Source organism: Streptomyces sp. NPDC005141, from assembly GCF_053599975.1.
In genome coordinates this window covers 124896-144484 of record NZ_JBSFYW010000016.1, presented here as the reverse complement: position 1 = coordinate 144484, position 19589 = coordinate 124896, and the positions used below count along the sequence as shown (strand labels likewise).

The following is a 19589-nucleotide window of genomic DNA, read 5'->3' as shown; positions in this document are numbered from 1 at the left end:
TCGCGGGGCCGCTCGACGGGGAACGGGACATGGGGAGTTGTCCGTTCATTGGGGGAGATTGCCTCCCCGAATCCGGCACTTGGGGCCGGATCACATCGGAGTGGGGAACTTCGTCAGTTGGCCGAAATTCTTCCCTCGTCGGGAATCTTCGGGGCAGGTCGTTCGTCTTTCTGTACGGGAATTGAGGGCGGAATCGGCCACAGGCGTCGCATGCCGCGCTCAGGCGGCGTAAAAGAGCGCAAGCCGGGCAGCCACTGGGGAGCGGGAGTCGCGAGACACCCGTGCGAGAGGGTTGCTGGGCGGTGGGGAGTGACAAGTTGATGGGCACGGCGGAGCGGAGCGGGGCACCCGGGACAAGGGGTGCGACACGCGAGGCGGTACAACTGGCCACTCAGGCGCAGGATCACGACATTCCGGCGACTGAGCAGGGTCAGCCCGACAGGCGGCGAGCCGCGACGGGCGGGCGCGATGCGGCGGACGTCGGGGACATCGCCACGGACATACGCGGCCGAGCCGATGAGCAGGGCGCTGCCACGGAAGGCAACGAGGGCAACGACGAGCAGGCGTATTACCGGCCTCTGTGGATCGAGGAGCCCGCGCGCAGGCGCCGGTTGCCCGATCCGGTGCGCACGTCGGCCGTGCGCGCGGTCCTCATCATCGCGGTGACGCTGACACAGGCCGTGGTGGCCTTCCTCTGCACGATGGCGGGGTCCTGGCTGGCCTTCCCGATGGTCCTGAGCAGCGTGGCCAGCACGGTCGTGGCCACATGGGGCGCCCTGGACGTCTGGGTGACACGGCAGGTGTGGAACCAGCGGAACGGCGTGGTGTCGGTACCGAGCAGTACCGCGCGGGCACTGCGGCGCGAGCGCCGCAAGGCCCGGCGTCAGGGGCGGATCGCGGCGCGGGCCCAGGAGCGGATACGCAGGCGGGGCGGGGCCGGGCAGTTGTCGCACTCGTAGCCGAGCGGCAGCCGTGTCCGCCTCGACCCGGGTGCGCGGAGCAGCACGTCGCGACGGAACGTGAGGCGGATCGCTGCTCGCGCAGCCGGTCGACCCGGGGAGGAGCGGAACGAACCTCCGCCCCTCCCCTCGGCCGCCACATCGGCGGGATCCCAGGTCGCATCCTCACCGTGCCGCCGGCTCCACCGGGTCATGGCTGCACGCCAGTTCACGACGGACGCGCATGAAGGGGCGGGGACGGTCGACACCGAGCACCGCCGTCGTGCGGCCGGCGCGCTCGTAGAGGGCGAGGAAGCCGCCCTCGGCCGGTCCTCCCTCGTCGTGGGCTCCCTCGACGATCCGGACCGTGTCCGACTCCCGCCGCCGCCCCGCGAACTGGATCCGCGCACCGTACTGGTCGGACCAGAAGTAGGGCAGGGACCGAAAGGTCGTCACGGTACGTCCGGCGAGCAAGTTGCCCACAGCGACGCGGGGTTGCTCGGTGGCGGAGGTCCAGTGTTCGGCGCGGGTGCCGCCGACCCGGGCGACGTCACCGACCGCGACCACCTGCGCGAGTGCGGTCGCACAGCCGTCGTCGCACAGCACACCGTCGTTCAGGGCGAGCGTCGAGCCCGCGAGCCAGCCGGTGTTCGGGGCGGCGCCGATCCCCACTATCACGACATCGGCGGGCAGGAAGCGACCGTCGGACAGTTCCACGCCGGTGACCGCGCCGGGCGACGCGCCACCACTCCCCCGGATCCCGGCGACGCCGGTTCCGGTGACGAGGCCGGTGCCTGCGCGCCGGTGCAGTGCGGCGCACACGGCGGCCATGTCCGGGCCGAGTTGAGGAAGGAGGGGCAGGCGGGCGGCCTCCACGACGGTGACGTCGTGGCCGAGGGCGGCGCACGAGGACGCGGTCTCCGCGCCGATGAATCCGCCGCCGATGACGACGACACGGCGCTGTCCCGCGGTGAGTTGCGCGCGCAGGGCGCGGGCGTCGTCGAGGGTGCGCAGGGTGTGCACGCCGACGAGGTCGTCACCGGGTAGGCGGCGGGCGGAGGCGCCTGTGGCGATGACCACTCCGTCCGTGGAGACGGTACGGCCGTCGTCCAGGAGGACGGTGCGGCTACGGGCGTCGAGACCGCGGGCGGGTACGCCGAGGAGCCATTCGACGTCGAGTTCCGCGCTCTCCTCGGTGTCGGTGAGAGCGAGTTGCTCCTCGTCGGCGCGACCGGTGAGGAAGTCCTTGGAGAGGGGAGGCCGGTCGTACGGGCGGTGGGGTTCGTCACCGACGATCACCAGTCGTCCGTCGAATCCCTGGGAGCGCAGTTCTCGGGCCGCGTACAGACCGGAGAGGGAGGCGCCGACGACGGTCACGGTCCTCATACGGCCCGCCCTTCGGCGGCGAGGGCCGTCACGCGGTGTCCAGGAGCGAGGGTCACGGCGTTCATGCGGCGGTGCCCTCCTCCGCGGCGAGGTGGACGTGGATGATTCCGTCCTCGACGGTGACGCGGTGGGTGCGGACGGGGCGGCGGGCGGGCAGGCACGTCGGCCAGCCGGTGCGGAGATCGAATGAGGCGGCGTGCAGCGGGCATTCGACCAGGCAGCCCTCCAGCCAGCCCTCCGAGAGGGAGGCGTCCTGGTGGGTGCAGGTGTCGTCGATGGCGTACAGCTCACCGTCGGCGTTGAACACGGCGACCGGTGGCGTGGTCTCCACACGGACGGATTCGCCCTCGGGGAGGTCTTCAAGGCGGCAGACGGGAATCATGGGCCCCCCTCTCGGTCCGGACGTCTCGTCCGCGACCTCTCAGGTCCAGGTCGTCGGGAACCTTCCGGGTTCCGGACGCTTCGGTAACATGATGTTTCGCATGGCGCACGAGGGAGCGCTATGCGCAACAGAATCCGCGCGGGGATCCCGTCACGTCAAGGGCTTCCCGCAGATGCGGCCCGAACACGGCCGTCAGGTGGTGAGAGTTGACCTATGACCCGCACGCAGAAGCAGGCTGAACGCACCGAGGAGACCCTCGAGAAGCAGAGCGGCAGAGGCACGGGCAGCGCCGTCCAGTCGGTGGACCGCGCCGTCAGCGTGCTGGAGATCCTCGCCCGGCTCGGCGAGGCGGGCGTCACCGAGATCGCCGAGGAACTGGACGTGCACAAGTCCACCGCGTTCCGGCTGCTCGGCGTCCTGGAGAACCGCGGCCTGGTCGCGCAGGCCAAGGACCGCGGCAAGTACTACCTGGGAGCGGCCCTGCTGCGCCTCGCGGGGGCGGCGGCAGTGCGTCTCGACATCTCCCAGGAGGGTGTCCCGGTCTGCCGCGAACTCGCCGACGAGCTGGGCGAGACCGTCAACATCGCGGTCCTGGACGACGACGCCGCGGTCAACATCATGCAGGCCCGCGGCACGGCGTCGGTCACGGCGCAGAACTGGCTGGGCAGACGCACTCCGCTGCATGCCACCTCCAGCGGGAAGGTGCTGCTCGCGCACATGCCGCCCACCTTGCGGGAGGGTTTGCTGGCACGCCCTCTGCCGCGCTTCACGGAGCGCACGATCACCGGGCCGTCCACGCTGCGCGGCGAGCTGGAGGCCGTGATCGAGCAGGGGTACGGCATCACCCTCGAGGAGTTGGAGCTGGGGCTCGCCGCCGTGGCCGCTCCGGTGCGGGCGCACGACGGCAAGGTGATCGCCGCGATCAGCGTGTCGGGACCGGTGTACCGGCTGAACGCGGACCGTATGCCGGAGCTGTGCAAGCGGACGGTGGCGGCGGGGGCCGACTTGTCCCGCCGGATGGGCTACGGCTTCTGAGACGGCACTTCGTCGCCGGCATCGGCGCCCCCTCGGGCGCACACCCGCTCCACGGCGCGGGGCCAGGGTTCCACCGGCCCCGCGCCGTCGTGTGTCGGCCACGTTTCGGGCCTCCCGTTCCTTTTGCCAAGGGTTAACTCCCACCCCTTGACGGCCGCGTGGCGGCGTTCTCAATATGTTCCTCATCACGCAACCCATCGTGCATTGCGCAACAGCAGAGGAGCTTGTCGTGCCCCACGAGGTCCGTGCCGTAGTCGCCGTCAAGAAGGGCGCACCCGTCGAGGTGCAGACGATCCTCGTTCCCGACCCGGGCCCCGGCGAGGTGCTTGTCGACGTCCAGGCCTGCGGGGTCTGCCACACGGATCTGCACTACCGGGAAGGCGCGATCAACGACGAATTCCCCTTCCTGCTGGGCCATGAGGCGGCCGGCACCGTCGAGGCGATCGGCGACGGCGTCACCGACCTGGTCCCCGGCGACTACGTGGTCCTCGCCTGGCGCGCCCCCTGCGGCACCTGCCGCTCCTGTCGCCGCGGCCGACCCTGGTACTGCTTCGACTCGCGCAACGCCACACAGCCGATGACCCTCCTCGACGGCACCCCCCTCACCAGCGCCCTCGGTATCGGCGCCTTCGCCGAGAAGACCCTGGTCGCGGCCGGGCAGGCGGTGAAGATCGACCCGGCGGCGCGGCCGGAGGCCGCGGGGCTGATCGGCTGCGGCGTGATGGCCGGATACGGCGCCGCGGTCAACACCGGCAACGTCGGGCGCGGCGACACCGTCGCCGTCATCGGCTGCGGCGGCGTGGGCAACGCGGCGATCGCGGGCGCCTGTCTGAACGGCGCGATGAAGGTCATCGCCGTCGACATCGACGACAAGAAGCTCGACGTGGCGGAGCGGTTCGGCGCCACGCACACCGTCAACTCGCGGGGGACGGACCCGGTCGAGGCCGTCCGCGCGCTGACCGACGGCTTCGGAGTCGACATCGCCATCGACGCGGTGGGCCGACCGGAGACGTACAAGCAGGCCTTCTACATGCGCGACCACGCGGGGGTGCTCGTCCAGGTCGGCGTGCCCGACCCCGAGATGAGGATCGACCTCCCGCTGATCGACCTGTTCTCGCGCGGCGGCGCCCTGAAGTCCTCCTGGTACGGCGACTGTCTGCCGAGCCGCGACTTCCCCTTCCTCATCGACCAGTATCTCTACGGGCTGCTGGACCTCAACGCCTTCGTCAGCGAGACGATCTCCCTCGATCAGGTCGAGGAGGCGTTCGCGAAGATGCGCCGGGGCGAGGTGCTCCGGTCGGTGGTGGTCCTGTGAGCATCCCGGGCTCCGTGCGAGCCGAACGCGTCGCCGCATCCGGCACGTTCAGCACGACCGGCCGTTCGCACACGGACCGGCCGGCCGACGAGTCCTCAGTCCGCGACCGGCTCCTTCTCCCCGGCAACACGGTCGTCCCCGGCGGACACCGCTCGGACAACACGGTCGCCGCCCGGCGGCCCGGCGTCCCGGCCACCTGAGCGCGTTCACTTCCCCACCCCGGCAAGGAGGGGCATGTCCAGCACACCCGCAACCCGTCCCCGCGTCGTCGTCATCGGCGCCGGCATCGTCGGCTGTTCCCTCGCCGACGAGCTGACCGCCCGCGGCTGGACCGACGTCACCGTCCTCGAACAGGGTCCGCTGCCCGCCCCGGGCGGCTCCACCTCGCACGCACCGGGCCTGGTCTTCCAGACGAGTCCCTCCAAGACGCTGACCGCGTTCGCCCGCTACACGGTCGAGAAGTTCTCCTCCCTCGCAGTGGACGGCGTCTCCTGCTTCGACCAGGTCGGCGGGCTGGAGCTCGCGACCACCCCGGAGCGCCTCGCCGACCTGCACCGCAAGGCCGGCTACGCGGCCTCCTGGGGGGTCCGCGGCGAGATCGTCAGCACCGACCGGTGCAAGGAACTCTGGCCGCTCCTCGACCGTTCGGCCGTCCTCGGCGGCTTCCACACCCCGGACGACGGCCTGGCCCGCGCCCTGCTCGCGGCCCGGGCCCAGATGGAGCGCGCGACCGAACGAGGCGCCCGTTTCCTCGACCGTCACACGGTCACCGGCATCGAGAAGGCGGACGGCAGGGTCACCGGCGTCGTCACCGACCGGGGCACGTTCCCCGCCGATCACGTGGTCTCCGCCGCCGGCTTCTGGGGTCCCGTCATCGGGCGCATGGCCGGAGTCGACGTACCTCTGCAACCGCTCGCCCATCAATACGCGAGGACACAGCCGCTCCCCGAACTCGCCGGAGCGGCGTCCGAAGCGTCGAAGCCCATCCTCCGCTTCCAGGACCGCGACCTCTACTTCCGCGAGCACCACGACCGCATCGGCATCGGCAGCTACGCCCACCGGCCGCTGCCGGTCGACCCGTTCGGGATCCTCACCTACGACGAGGCACGCGCGAACGACATGCAGATGCCGTCGTCGTATCCGTTCACCGAGGCGGACTGGGCGCCGAGCTGGGACGACTGCCGCCGACTGCTGCCCGCTCTGCGCGACACGGAGATCGAGGAGGGCTTCAACGGCGTCTTCTCCTTCACCCCGGACGGCATGCCGGTGCTCGGGGAGTCCCGGCAGCTCCGCGGCTTCTGGCTGGCCGAGGCGGTCTGGGTCACCCACTCCGCCGGTGTGGCGAAGGCGGTCGCCGAGTGGATGGTCGACGGGCGGGCCTCCATCGACCTGCACGAATGCGACCTCACCCGCTTCGAGGACGCGCAGCGTTCACCCTCGTACGTCCGTGAGCGCGGCTCGCAGCAGTTCGTCGAGGTCTACGACATCCTGCACCCCCTCCAGCCGATGGAGACACCGCGCCCCCTGCGCGTCAGCCCCTTCCACGCCCGCCAGCAGCAACTCGGCGCGCGCTTCCTGGAGGGCGGCGGCTGGGAGCGGCCGCACTGGTACGAGGCGAACGCCCCTCTCGTCGACGCGCTCGGTCCCCTGCCCGAACGCGACGCCTGGTCGGCCCGCTACTGGTCCCCCATCGCCGCGGCCGAGGCGCGGGCGACCCGCGAGAAGGTCGCCCTGTACGACATGACCCCGCTGCGCCGTCTCGAAGTCACGGGCCCCGGCGCCCTCGCCTTCCTCCAGCGCATGACCACCAACAACCTCCGCAAGAAGCCCGGCGCGGTCACCTACACGCTGCTCCTCGACGAGACCGGCGGAGTACGTTCCGACCTCACCGTCGCCCGGCTGGCCCCCGACCGCTTCCAGGTCGGCGCCAACTCCCCCGCCGACCTGGACTGGCTCCTGCGGCACGCACCGCAGGACGTGCACCTCAGGGACATCACCTCCGGCACCTGCTGCATCGGCGTGTGGGGTCCGCTCGCCCGGGACCTCGTCCAGCCGCTGACCCGCGACGACTTCTCGCACGAGGGCTTCGGCTACTTCCGCGCGAAGGAGACGTACCTCGGGCATGTCCCCGTCACCGCCATGCGGTTGAGCTACGTCGGGGAGCTCGGCTGGGAGCTGTACACCACGGCCGACCTGGGACTCGGACTCTGGGACACGCTCTGGGAGGCGGGCCGCCGGCACGGCCTGATCGCGGCCGGCCGTTCGGCCTTCAACTCGCTCCGCCTGGAGAAGGGATATCGGGCCTGGGGCACCGACATGACCGACGAGCACGATCCGTACGAGGCGGGCGTCGGCTTCGCCGTCCGCATGGACAAGGACGGCTTCGTCGGCCAGGAAGCCCTGCAGGGCCGCGCGGCACAGGAGCCCACGCGCAGGCTCACCCCGCTCCTCCTCGACGACCCCTCCGCCGTCGTCCTCGGCAAGGAGCCCGTCCACGTCGACGGCGCCCCCGCGGGCTACGTCACCAGCGCCTCGTACGGCTACACACTCGGCCGCTGCGTCGCCTACGCCTGGCTGCCGGCGCTCGCCACCGGCACAGGCGTGCACATCGGCTACTTCGGCGAGAAGATCCCCGCGACCGTCTCCGAGGAACCACTCTTCGATCCGAAGATGAACCGAATCCGCCGCTGAATCCGATCAAGAGTCAAGAGCCGGACGAAAAGGCATCAGGAGGCGCTGTGTCCCCCACATATGACGTGATCGTGATCGGTCTCGGCGGCATGGGCAGCGCCGCCGCGCACCACCTGTCCGCACGCGGCGCCCGTGTACTCGGGCTGGAGAAGTTCGGCCCGGTGCACAACCGCGGCTCCAGCCACGGCGGCTCGCGCATCACCCGGCAGTCCTACTTCGAGGACCCGGCGTACGTCCCGCTGCTGCTGCGCGCCTACGAGCTGTACGACGAGCTGGAGCGGGCGACGGGCCGTGACATCGCCACCCTGTGCGGCGGCGTGATGGTCGGGCGCCCGGACTCACGGACCGTCTCCGGTTCACTGCTCTCGGCGCAGCGGTGGGACCTGCCCCACGAGATGCTGGACGCGGCGGAGATCCGGCGCAGCTTCCCGACCTTGAATCCGCAGGACGACGAGGTCGCGCTGTTCGAGGCACGGGCGGGACTGCTCCGCCCCGAGAACACCGTCGCCGCACACCTCCAGCTCGCCACCCGGCAGGGCGCCGACCTGCACTTCGACGAGCCGATGACCCGCTGGGAGCCGTACCGGGACGGCGTGCGGGTGCACACGGCCGAGAACACCTACACCGCCGGTCAGCTGGTGATCTGCCCGGGCGCCTGGGCGCCGCAGCTGCTCACCGATCTGGGGGTGCCCTTCCGGATCGAGCGGCAGGTCATGCACTGGTTCCAGCCGACGGGCGGGGTCGGGCCGTTCCTGCCCGAGAGGCATCCGATCTACATCTGGGAGGACGCGGCCGGAGTCCAGGTCTACGGTTTCCCCTCCATCGACGGACCCGAGCGGGGCGCGAAGGTCGCCTTCTTCCGCAAGGGCGTCGAGTGCACCCCGGAGGACATCGACCGGACCGTGCACCAGGACGAGATCCGGGCCATGGCGGACCACATGTCCCGCTGCATCCCCGATCTGCCCGGCGCCTTCCTCAAGGCCGCCACCTGCATGTACTCCAACACGCCCGACGAGCACTTCGTCATCGCCCGTCATCCCGCGCACCCGGAGTCCGTCACCGTGGCCTGCGGGTTCTCCGGACACGGCTTCAAATTCGTACCGGTCGTCGGTGAGATCCTCGCCGACCTCGCCCTGGACGGCTCCACCGAGCACCCCATCGGCCTCTTCGACCCACACCGCCTCGCCGCCGCGCCCGCCTGAGGAGTACGCACGTGACGACGATCCCCGCCTCCCCGTCCCCGCTGTCCCCCAGCCTGATCGCCACGCTCCCCGGGCACTACTACACCGACCCGGAGATCTTCCGGCAGGAGCAGGAGCGGCTCTTCGAGTCGATGTGGTTCTGCGCGGTGCGCTCCGCGGATCTCGCGCGGCCCGGAGCCTTCCGCACCGTGCAGGTCGGCCGGGAGAGCGTCCTGATCACGCGCTCCCGGACGGGTGATCTGCGCGCTTTCCTCAACATCTGCCGGCACCGGGGTGCCCGGTTGTGCACCGAGGAGTCGGGCGAGGTACGACGCAACCTCCAATGCCCGTACCACGCCTGGACGTACGACCTCGACGGCAAACTGGTCGCGGCACCGAACCTGGTGAAGATGCCGGACGTCGACCGCGTGGAGTACGGCCTGGTCAAGGTCGCCCTGCGCGAGTGGCTCGGCTACGCCTGGGTGTGCCTGGCCGACGAGCCGCCCCCCTTCGAGGAGACCGTGACCGGCGCGGCCGTGGAGCGGCTCGGCACCGCGGCGGCGATCGAGCACTACGGCGCCGAGAGCCTCGCGCTCGGCCGGCGCGTCACCTACGACGTACGGGCGAACTGGAAGCTGATCGTCGAGAACTTCATGGAGTGCTACCACTGCGCCACGATCCACCCCGAACTCACCGAGGTGCTGCCGGAGTTCGCGGAGGGGTTCGCGGCTCAGTACTACGTGGGTCACGGAGCCGAGTTCGGGGAGGAGATCAAGGGCTTCACGGTCGACGGCAGCGAGGGCTTCGCCAAGCTGCCCGAGGTCGCGGACGACCAGGACCGCCGCTACTACGCGATCACGGTGAAACCGACGGTCTTCGTCAATCTGGTCCCGGACCATGTCATCCTGCACCGCATGTTCCCGCTCGCCGAGGACCGCACGGTCGTCGAGTGCGACTGGCTCTACGCCCCGGAGGTCGTCGAGTCGGGCGCCGACGTGTCCAAGTCGGTGGAGCTTTTCCACCGGGTGAACGAACAGGACTTCGAAGCCTGTGAAAGGACACAGCCGGCGATGGCGTCACGGGCGTATCGCAACGGTGGTGTGCTGGTTCCGACAGAGCATCACATCGGGGTCTTCCATGCGTGGTTGATCGAGCGACTGGGAGGCCCACGTGCCTGACCTGTACATCGACGGATCGTGGCGGGGCGCGCTCGACGCGCGGACCCGGGAGATCCGCTGCCCCGCCGACGGCTCGCTGGTCGGAGTCGTCGACGAGGCCGGCGGCAAGGACACGGTGGAGGCGATCGCCGCCGCCCGCCGCGCCTTCGACGAGGGCCCCTGGCCCTCGGTCCCGTCGGCCGACCGCGGTGACCTGCTGCTGCGTGTCGCCGATCTCCTCGTCCGCGACAAGCACGCCCTCGCCCGCGCAGAGTCGCTCGACACCGGCAAGCGGCTCGTCGAGAGCGAGTACGACATCGACGACATCGCGAACTGCTTCCGCTACTTCGGCCGGCTGGCCGCCGCCGAGACCGGCCGGGTCGTCGAGACGGGCACGGAGAGCGTCGACAGCCGCGTCGTGTACGAACCCGTCGGGGTCTGCGGGCTGATCACCCCGTGGAACTACCCGCTCCTGCAGACGGCCTGGAAGGTGGCGCCGGCGCTGGCCGCGGGCAACACGTTCGTCCTCAAGCCGAGCGAGCTGACTCCGCACACGGCGATCCATCTGATGCGGCTCCTGGAAGAGGCGGGAGTGCCGCCGGGCGTCGCCAACCTGGTACTGGGCGCGGGCCCCGAGGCGGGTGCGCCGCTCGCCGACCATCCGGACGTGGACCTGGTCTCCTTCACCGGGGGCCTGGCGACCGGGCGCCGGCTGATGGCCGCCGCGGCCGGGACGGTGAAGAAGGTCGCCCTCGAACTCGGCGGCAAGAACCCCAACATCGTCTTCGCCGACGCCGATTTCGAGACGGCCGTCGACATGGCGCTGACCGCGGTCTTCCTGCATTCCGGGCAGGTCTGCTCGGCGGGCGCGCGCCTGCTGGTCGAGGACACGCTGCACGACCGGTTCGTCGACGAGGTCGTACGGCGGGCGTCGGAGATCAGACTGGGCGGGCCGTTCGACGAGCGGGCACAGACCGGACCGCTGATCTCCGCGGCGCACCGCGCCAAGGTCGAGGCGTACGTCGCCAAGGGCCTGGCGGAAGGGGCGGTGCTGCGCTGCGGTGGCACCCGTCCGACAGGGCCCGGCTTCGACGCGGGCTTCTACTATCCGCCGACCGTCCTCGACGAGTGCAGCGGCGACATGTCCGTGGTCCAGGACGAGTCGTTCGGGCCCGTGCTCACCGTGGAGCGCTTCAGCGGCGAGGCGGAGGCGGTGCGCCTCGCCAACGACACGATCTACGGGCTGGCGGGCGCCGTCTTCAGCACCGACGAGGCCAAGGCGCAACGCGTCGCGGCCCGTCTGCGGATCGGCACGGTGTGGATCAACGACTACCACCCCTACGTCCCGCAGGCCGAGTGGGGAGGCTTCAAACAGTCCGGCTTCGGGCGTGAACTCGGGCCGTCGGGACTGGCCGAGTACCGCGAGGCCAAACACATCTGGCGCAACACCGACCCGTCCCCGCAGGGCTGGTTCGCCTGATCCGGATCGTCCGGGGCGGCTCACCCCGCCGCCCCGGCGCACCAACGCGGACATGACGCCCGCGTACCACCCCCTCATGGAACCCGGCACCCGCACGAGCCCCTCCCCCACCCCGCCCCCAGGCCCACCTGGAGTCCGCTCATGACGACCACCGAGCAACCGTCCGGCCCACAGCACCACGACGACGCCGAGCTCGCCGAGTTCGGCTACAAACCCGAACTCAAGCGCACCCTCGGCAACTTCCACACCTTCGCCGCCGGCATCAGCTACATCTCCATCCTCACCGGCACCTTCCAGCTCTTCTACTTCGGCTTCGCCAGCGGCGGTCCCGCCTACTGGTGGTCCTGGCCGATGGTCTTCGCCGGGCAGTTCATGGTCGCGCTCTGTTTCGCGGAGCTGGCCGCGCGCTATCCCGTCGCGGGCTCCGTCTACAACTGGTCGAAGAAGATAGGCAATCCGCATCTCGGCTGGCTGGCCGGCTGGATGATGCTGATCGCGTCCATCGTGACGATCTCGGCGGTGGCGCTCGCCTATCAGCTGACGCTCCCGCAGATCTCCGACGTGTTCCAGTTCGTCGGGGACGGGACAGGGAAGTACGACGTCGCGACCAACGCGGTCGTCCTGGCCACGGTGCTCATCCTCTTCACGACCCTGGTGAACGCCTTCGGCGTGAAGCTGATGGCCACCATCAACAGCGCGGGCGTCTTCATCGAGCTGATCGCCACCGTCGTCCTCATCGTGCTGTTCGCCGTCCACATCACCCGGGGACCGCAGGTGGTCACGGAGACGGCGGGTACGGGCGCCGGGCACTCGAGCGGCTACCTCGGCGCGTTCCTGGTGGCCTCGCTCGCCTCGGCGTACGTGATGTACGGCTTCGACACGGCGGCCTCACTCGGTGAGGAGTCCCTGAACCCCTCCCGCAACGCCCCGCGGGCCATCATCCGCGCGATCGTCGCCTCGTTCGTCCTGGGCGGCCTGGTGCTGCTGCTCGCGCTGATGAGCGTCTCCAGCCTGAAGGGGGAGAAGCTGTCCACGGACGGCCTGCAGTACATCGTCCTCGACGTGCTCGGCCCGACGGCGGGCAAGGCGATGCTGTGGTGCGTGCTGATCGCGGTCACGGTGTGCGCGCTCGCGGTCCACACGGCGGCGATCCGGCTGGCCTTCGCGATGTCCCGGGACAACAACCTGCCCGCGTCCGCGCTGATGGCCCGGGTCAGCCCGCGCTTCAAGACGCCGGTCCTGCCCGCGGTGATCATCGGAATCCTGGCCGTGGCGATCCTCGTCGTGAACATCCGCCAGCCGCAGATCTTCACCGTGGTCACCAGCATCGGCATCATCATGATCTATCTCGCCTACCTCGGGGTGACCGCTCCGATGCTGGTGGCCCGGCTGCGCGGCACGTGGCAGCCCGCGGGCGAGGGCAAGTTCTCGCTGGGCCGCTGGGGCCTGCTCGTCAATGTCCTCGCCGTCGTCTGGGGCGCGGTCATGACGATCAACCTGATCTGGCCGCGCGCCGAGGTCTACAACGCCGCCGCGCCGTTCCACTGGTATCTGCGCTGGGGCGCGGTGCTGTTCGTCGCCGTCATCGCGGGCGGCGGCTTCGCCTACTACTGGTTCGTCCAGCGCCACCGCACCGGTGTGCTCGACGAGCACCGGCTGCAGCCCACCGCCACGACTCCGCACCCCGCTCCGGCGGCCGACTGAAGGAGGTCAACAGCTCATGAGCAACGATGAGTTCGACTATGTCGTGGTCGGCGGCGGTACCGCGGGCAATGTGGTCGCGGCCCGCCTCTCCGAGGACCCGTCCGTCACCGTGTGCGTCCTGGAGGCCGGACCGAGCGACGTCGGCGACGACGACATCCTCAGACTGGACCGCTGGATGGGCCTGCTGGAATCCGGCTACGACTGGGACTACCCGGTCGAGCCGCAGGCCACCGGCAACAGCTTCATGCGGCACGCCCGCGCCAAGGTGCTCGGCGGCTGCTCCTCGCACAACTCCTGCATCGCCTTCTGGGCTCCCGCGGAGGACCTCGACGACTGGGCCGCCGCGGGCTGTACGGGCTGGAGTTCGGCCGAACTCTTCCCGCTCTACCGGCGGCTGGAGTCGAACGACGCTCCGGGTGACCACCACGGCCGCACCGGCCCGGTGAAGCTGCGCACGCTGAAGGGCGAAGACCCGTGCGGCGTCGCCCTGCTGGAGGCGTGCGCGCAGGCGGGCATTCCGACCACGGCGTTCAACAGCGGCAGGACGGTGGTCCGGGGCGCCAACTGGTTCCAGATCAACTCCGACGAGAACAACATCCGGCAGTCCTCGTCGGTCGCTTACCTCCACCCGGTCATGGGCAAGCGGCCGAACCTCTCGGTGCGGACGGGGGTGCGGGCGAAGAAGCTGGTCCTGGAAGGCCGGAGGTGCGTCGGCGCCGAGTACCTCGACCCGGATCTGATCCACACCCGGACCGTCCGGGCCCGCCGCGAGGTGATCGTGTCCTGCGGTTCCATCGACACGCCGAAGCTCCTGATGCTGTCGGGCATCGGGCCCGCCGGGCATCTGCGCGAGGTCGGGATCGACGTGGTCGTGGACGCGGTGGGCGTCGGCGAGAACCTCCAGGACCACCCCGAGGGCGTCATCATGTGGGAGGCGAAGCAGGCCATGCCCACCACGTCCAGCCAGTGGTGGGAGGCGGGCATCTTCTACGACACCGAACCGGGCCTGGACCGGCCCGACCTGATGTTCCACTACGGCTCGGTGCCGTTCGACATGAACACCGCTCGGCACGGATTCCCCACGTCGGAGAACGCGTTCTGCCTCACCCCGAACGTCACGCGCGCGAAGTCCCGCGGCACCGTGCGGCTGCGCACCCGCGACTACCGGGACAAGCCGATGGTCGACCCGCGGTACTTCACGCACGAGCACGACGTGCGGGTGATGACCTACGGACTGAAGCTGGCGCGGCGGATCGCCTCGCAGCCCGCGCTCAGCGGCTGGGCGGGCGCGGAGCTGGCCCCTGGGCCGGACTTCCGGTCCGACGAGGAGCTGCTGGACTACATCCACAAGACCCACAACACCGTCTACCACCCGTCCTGCACCGTGAAGATGGGCGCGGACGACGACGCCTCGGCCCCGCTCGACGCACGGCTGCGGGTCAAGGGGGTCGAGGGTCTGCGGGTCGCGGACGGCTCGGCGATGCCGGATCTGATCTCCGTGAACCCGTGCGTCACCACGATGATGATCGGCGAGAAGTGCGCCGACATGCTGAAGGAGGACGCGTAGACGAGCGCCCCGCCAGGGGCGCGGGGCTGTGGCGACATGCGGCTCCGCCGCGTGGGCGCGGCCGGCCACGGACGGCCCGCGGTTCCGGCTGCCGTGTCTCTACGGAGCGATCGGTGCCGGGCGCTTGAACATCCGCGTCGCCGTGATCTCGGTGTGCACGGTCTCCCCGTCGGGCGCCTCACGCGGCAGTCCCGGCCGCAGATGTTCCTCGACGCTGATGTACTTCAGCCCGGCGCGCAGGTCGGCGTCGTTGCGCAACCGGATGACGAGGGGGAACTCGGCGAGCGCCGTCGTGTCGAACAGGCCGGTGGTGTAGAGGAGCTGGACCCCGAGCGCGTCCGAGACGGCCCGCTGGAGCTCCAGCAGATACGTCGCGTTGGCGCGCCCGATGGGGTTGTCGAGGAACAGGGTGCCGGCGTGCCGGTGCTTGTCACGGCCGCGGTCGTTGCTGCGCAGCGCGGCCATCGTGCAGTACAGGGCGATGGCCGCGGTGAGCAGCTGACCGCCGGAGAACACATCGCCCATCTGCCCGACGGGGACCCGTTCGGCGCGCAGCACGGCGTCCGGCTTGAGGATCTCCACAGCCACGCCCTTGGGCTGGAGCGCGGCGCCGACTCCGCGCAGGAGCAGCGACATGCCGTCGCGCCGCATGTCGGAGTTCTTCTTGACCGCCGCGCGGGTGGCCTCGTCCACCACCTCGCCGAGCCGCTCGGTGAGGCTGGCCTGGTCGGGTTCCTCGAAGCGGATGCGCAGGAACTCCTGCCCGGACCACTCCCCGAGCCCTTCCGGCAGCCTGGAGAGCCGCTGCGCGGACCGCAGCGTGGCGAGGGAGGACTCCACGAGCCCGCGCAGCCGGTCCACGATCGAGTCCCGGTTGCGCTCCAGCTGCTCCAGCTCGTCGGTCAGCACCCGCAGCCGGGGCGCGAACGCGTCCGCCCACTTCTGAGCGTGCTCGGGCAGCGAGGAGGCGGGCAGTTCGCGGATCTGCTGCCGGGCGGGGGTTCGCACCTGCTCGTAGCGCGTGGAGTTGGCGTGCCGTACGAGGATGTCGCTCGCCTCGCGGACGGCTGCCTCCGCCGCGGACAGTTCGGCGGCGCAGCCGCGCAGCGAGCGGCGGCTCTCGGCGGCGGAGTTCCGGGCCTCCTCGAGGGTGCCGGGGTAGGGCTCGGGCTCGTCCTGCTCCTCGTCGACATTCTCGCGGATCAGGTCCCGGAGCAGGGCGGACGTCTCGTCGAAGCCGCCGGCCGCGTCCTCGGCGGACCGGTGGGCGTCGAGGAACTCGGCGTGCGACCCGCGTGACTGGTTCAACGCCTCCGTGCGGGCGGCGAGTTCGGCCGTGGCGGTGCGCAGCAGGGCCTGCGCGTGCTCGGCGTCGCGCGGGACCAGGTCCTCGGCCAGTTCGGTGTGTGCCTCGCCGTCCTGGGGCGCGTGCCGCTCCGCCTCGCCGCGCAGCCGCCCGAGCTGTTCGCTCGCGGCCGACATCCGGGTCTCCAGGAGCTGCACCAGCTCGTCGGCCCGCGCCACGGCGGCCTGCCGCGAGGGACCGTCGGAACCGTCCGGCGACTCCAGGAGCTGCGCGGCGCGCGTGCGTACCTTGTTGCTGAGCCGGTCCAGCTCCGCGAGCGCCGCGCTCTCGTCGCTCTCGGCCCGGGCCTGCTCGGCCCGCAGATCGGCGCCGACGCCGACCTTCTCGTACAGCTGCGACGCGGCTCGGTAGGCCTCGCGCAGGGCGGGCAGCGGGGCCTTGGGCGCCGCCGTCCCGTCCTGCGTCACCTCGTCGGGGGCACCCGCGATCTCCGCGCGCTCGGCGCGCAGCGCGCGGGCCGTGCGGCGGGCGTCGTCGGCGGCGCGCTGGGCGGCACGGCGGTCCTCGTCGGCGGCGCGGGCGCGCTCCAGGCACACCTGGGCCCGGGCCTCCGACTCCGCTGCCTCGTCGGCGAGTTCGCGCACCTTGACCTGCCATCCGGCGCGCTCGCGGAGCCGGAAGGCGAGTCCGGCGAGGGCGTCGGCGGCGCGCCGGGCCTTCTGCGCGGCCTCCTGCCGCTCGTCACGCACATGGGCCGCGTCGGCCGCCGTCTCGTCGGCCTCCGCCCGGACGGTTCGGGCCTCGGCCAGCTCGGCCTCGGCCTCCTCCGCGAACGCGCGCGCGTCCCGGGCCGTCGTGGCCAGCTCGGTGAGCCGCCCGGCCGGGCAGCCGGTGCGCCAGGACGCGAGCCGCGCGGCCAGCTCCCGGTCCTTGCCGAGCCGGGCGGCGAGGGTACGGATCTCCTCGTCCCGCAGGCCCGCGCGGGCCCGCAGTGTCTGGCGCTCCTCGTCGGCCGCGTGCTCGTCGTGCATGGCCGGGTTCGGCGGTACGAGGAAGACGCCGCCGTCTCCCGCGTCGGAGGCCGGGGTCGGGGCCAGCAGGGCGGCGGCCGTACCGACGGCCACCGCCGAGCGCGGCAGCAGCGCAGCGTCGCTGAGGGCCTCGCGGGCCCGCGCGTGGGTGGCCGGGTCGGTGATGATCACACCGTCGACGAGTTCGGGACGGGCGGCCAGCACGCGCGCGTGATCGACGGGGTCGACGGCCTGCGCGAGGTAGCGCCACCCGGGCAGCGCCGGAATGCCGTGCTCGCCCAGGTATTCGACGGCGGCCAGGACGTCCGGGCCGGGCGGCAGCAGCCCGCCGTCGCCGAGCGCTCCGAGAATCCGCGCGTCGTCGGCCGCGGCGGTGCGTAGTTCGAAGAGCTGCCGCTCGGCGGAGGCGACTCCTTCGTCGAGGAGTTCGCGGAGCTCGTCGGCGTACCGGTCGAGCTCTTCAGGTGTCAGCGGCGCGCCCCCGGACGAGCCGGCGGGGCCGTCGGACTCCTCGTCGCGGCGGGGCTGCGGAACGCCGCCGCGGTTGTCGGCGCCCGGCAGGCTGAGCAGCTCGGCGAGCCGTTCCTCCTCCGCTAGCGCCTCCGCCGTGCGCCGTTCCGCTTCGTACGACCGCTCCGCCGCCGTCGCCGCGTCGGCCGCGCGGGCCGCCGTCAGCTCGGCGCGGGACTCGGCGGACGCCGCCTCCCGCGCGTGGTCCGCGGCGCGCCGCGAGGCCTCACGGGCGGTGTCCCAGGCGGCGACGGCCGTCTTCTCCGCGTCGCTGGCCGCGAGGGCGGCCCGGGCGGGGTCGGCGTCGGGGGCGCTGTCGTCGAGCCAGCCGGCCCGGACCGCCTCGGCGGTCTCCTGCTCGACCTCGGTCAGGCGCTGACGCAGATGACCGACTTCGCTGCGGGCGCGCTGGGCGGCGGTGGCGGCGGACGTCGAGTCGGCGTGCGCCGTCTCGCCGATCTCCTGGAGGCCGGCGGACCGCTCCTCCTCCTCGTTGGCGAGCGACTCGGCGCCCTCGGCGGCCCGGTGCAGGGCGCGTACGAGGTCGACGGCGGCCCTGGCGCGGGCGGCGAGCGCGGGAGCGGCGTCCCGTTCGGCCTCGCGGATCGCGTCGGCCACACGGGTCGAGCGGTCGGCGGCGGCGCGGTGCCGCAGCACGGCCTCGGCGGCCTGCCAGGCCGAGTGCAGTGTGCGCGCGTCGGCGAGCTCGCGCTTCTGCGCGGCAGCGGACTTCTCCGCGCCGGCGAGGGCCAGCGACGCGTGGCGGTAGGCGAGTTCGGCGGCGATCAGCGCGCTGCGCTCGCGGGCACCCTCCGCATGGGTGACGGCGTACGCGGCGGCGGTCACACGCTGGGCGAGCTCACCGGCGCGCACGCGCTCCCGCACGGCCCGCGCGGACAGCCGGCGTGCCAGCGTCCGCGTCCGCCGCTCGGCGCCGGTGTGGATGTCACGCGCGCGTGCTCGTGCCTCGGCGGCGTCGACGATCCGGCCGAGCAGATCCACGGATCCGGCGGTGAAGTCGCGTTCGGCGATGAGCTCGGCACGGCGCCCCAGCTTGTTGCCGAAGCCGCCGACCAGGTCGGCGAGCCCGTCGGTGTCGCGGGTGTCGGTGACCGCCCGCAGCAGGAGATCGGTGAAGTCGGAGTCCTTCTTGACCGCGAAGAGGCCGGCGGCCTCACCCTCGTCGGCGTTCATCTCCCGCTGGTAGCGGAAGAGTTCGGGGTCCAGGCCGAGGTCGCCGAGGTGTTCGTTCCAGCGGTCGTGGATCTCCTCCCAGTGCACCTCGAGGTGCGGGTACGCCTTGCCCGCCTCGGTGATCGCGTCGCGGAAGCCCTTCATCGTGCGCCGCCGCCCCCGCGCGCCGGAGGCGCCCTCGACGGGCGGCCGTACCGCGGTGGCCTCGGCGACGGGCAGGTTGTCCAGGCTGAGTCCCGGGCCCGGCCGGAACGAGTACCAGGCCTCCGCGAACTTCCGGGGGTCGTTGGAGACCTGCCGCCCCCGCCACTCGCTCGCCTTGCCGACCACCACGCACTCGCCGGTCAGCGTGTGCTGCCACTCCAGGGCGACGTGTCCGCAGTCGTCGGCGAGCAGGAACTTGCGCAGCACGCCGGAGCTGGCGCCGCCCAGGGTGTTGCGGTGGCCCGGGAGCATCACCGAGAAGATCAGCTTGAGCAGGACCGACTTGCCGCCGCCGTTCTCCAGGAAGAGCACGCCGGCGGGCGCGGGCCGGCGCGGCGGGCCGACCGGCTCCTCCGCGAAGAACTCCGCCTGGGTGGGCGCGGGGTCGGGCACGGGCTCGCCGACACCGCGCAGATCCAGCACGGTGTCGGCATAGCGCGCACCGGCGGGCCCGATGGAGTAGAGGCGGACCCGGGACAGCTCGTACATGGCGGCGGACTCTCGTAGT

General features: G+C 71.6%; 13 protein-coding genes. 10 read left to right on the top strand and 3 right to left on the bottom strand.

What is annotated here, in order from left to right:
- Positions 1–320: 320 nt before the first annotated feature.
- Positions 321–959, top strand: a complete 639-nt coding sequence (locus ACWD68_RS15705) for a hypothetical protein (protein WP_451806969.1) — start codon at positions 321–323, stop codon at positions 957–959.
- A gap of 165 nt (positions 960–1124) precedes the next feature.
- Here the strand turns inward: ACWD68_RS15705 and ACWD68_RS15700 are convergent, their stop codons facing one another.
- Together ACWD68_RS15700 and ACWD68_RS15695 are read right to left on the bottom strand one after the other, a co-directional pair.
- Positions 1125–2324 carry an NAD(P)/FAD-dependent oxidoreductase gene (locus ACWD68_RS15700; protein WP_451806968.1) on the bottom strand — a complete coding sequence of 400 codons (1200 nt, stop codon included), beginning with the start codon at positions 2322–2324 and terminating at the stop codon, positions 1125–1127.
- 61 nt (positions 2325–2385) lie between these two features.
- The gene (locus ACWD68_RS15695; RefSeq protein ID WP_451806967.1) at positions 2386–2706 is read right to left on the bottom strand and encodes a bifunctional 3-phenylpropionate/cinnamic acid dioxygenase ferredoxin subunit; all 321 of its coding nucleotides are present in this window, start codon (positions 2704–2706) and stop codon (positions 2386–2388) included.
- A 213-nt stretch (positions 2707–2919) separates the two neighbouring features.
- Here ACWD68_RS15695 and ACWD68_RS15690 point away from each other — a divergent pair, with 213 nt between their 5' ends.
- From ACWD68_RS15690 to ACWD68_RS15650, 9 genes are all read left to right on the top strand, one after another.
- The gene (locus tag ACWD68_RS15690; protein ID WP_451806966.1) at positions 2920–3741 is read left to right on the top strand and encodes an IclR family transcriptional regulator; all 822 of its coding nucleotides are present in this window, start codon (positions 2920–2922) and stop codon (positions 3739–3741) included.
- Between the two features lie 229 nt (positions 3742–3970).
- On the top strand, positions 3971–5056 hold the full coding sequence (locus tag ACWD68_RS15685; protein WP_451806965.1) for an S-(hydroxymethyl)mycothiol dehydrogenase: 1086 nt from the start codon (positions 3971–3973) through the stop codon (positions 5054–5056).
- On the top strand, positions 5053–5256 hold the full coding sequence (locus tag ACWD68_RS15680) for a hypothetical protein (RefSeq protein ID WP_451806964.1): 204 nt from the start codon (positions 5053–5055) through the stop codon (positions 5254–5256). Before ACWD68_RS15685 ends, ACWD68_RS15680 begins: the two co-directional genes overlap by 4 nt.
- Before the next feature lie 34 nt (positions 5257–5290).
- Complete coding sequence (locus tag ACWD68_RS15675) at positions 5291–7747, top strand: GcvT family protein (RefSeq protein ID WP_451806963.1); 2457 nt, start codon at positions 5291–5293, stop codon at positions 7745–7747.
- Positions 7748–7794: 47 nt separating this feature from the next.
- Positions 7795–8949 (top strand): N-methyl-L-tryptophan oxidase, encoded by a 1155-nt coding sequence (gene solA, locus ACWD68_RS15670; protein ID WP_451806962.1) that lies wholly within the window; start codon positions 7795–7797, stop codon positions 8947–8949.
- Between the two features lie 11 nt (positions 8950–8960).
- Positions 8961–10106, top strand: coding sequence for an aromatic ring-hydroxylating oxygenase subunit alpha (locus tag ACWD68_RS15665; RefSeq protein ID WP_451806961.1), 1146 nt, complete (start codon positions 8961–8963; stop codon positions 10104–10106).
- Complete coding sequence (locus ACWD68_RS15660) at positions 10099–11565, top strand: aldehyde dehydrogenase family protein (RefSeq protein WP_451806960.1); 1467 nt, start codon at positions 10099–10101, stop codon at positions 11563–11565. Before ACWD68_RS15665 ends, ACWD68_RS15660 begins: the two co-directional genes overlap by 8 nt.
- Positions 11566–11706: 141 nt before the next feature.
- Entirely contained in the window at positions 11707–13269 is a 1563-nt protein-coding gene (locus ACWD68_RS15655; protein ID WP_451806959.1) for an APC family permease, read from the top strand.
- A 16-nt stretch (positions 13270–13285) separates the two neighbouring features.
- Complete coding sequence (locus ACWD68_RS15650) at positions 13286–14836, top strand: GMC family oxidoreductase (RefSeq protein ID WP_451806958.1); 1551 nt, start codon at positions 13286–13288, stop codon at positions 14834–14836.
- Positions 14837–14935: 99 nt separating this feature from the next.
- On the opposite strand, the gene ACWD68_RS15645 is transcribed toward ACWD68_RS15650, so the two are convergent.
- A complete protein-coding gene (locus tag ACWD68_RS15645; RefSeq protein ID WP_451806957.1) occupies positions 14936–19570 on the bottom strand; it encodes a hypothetical protein in 4635 nt (1544 codons plus the stop codon).
- Positions 19571–19589 lie beyond the last annotated feature (19 nt).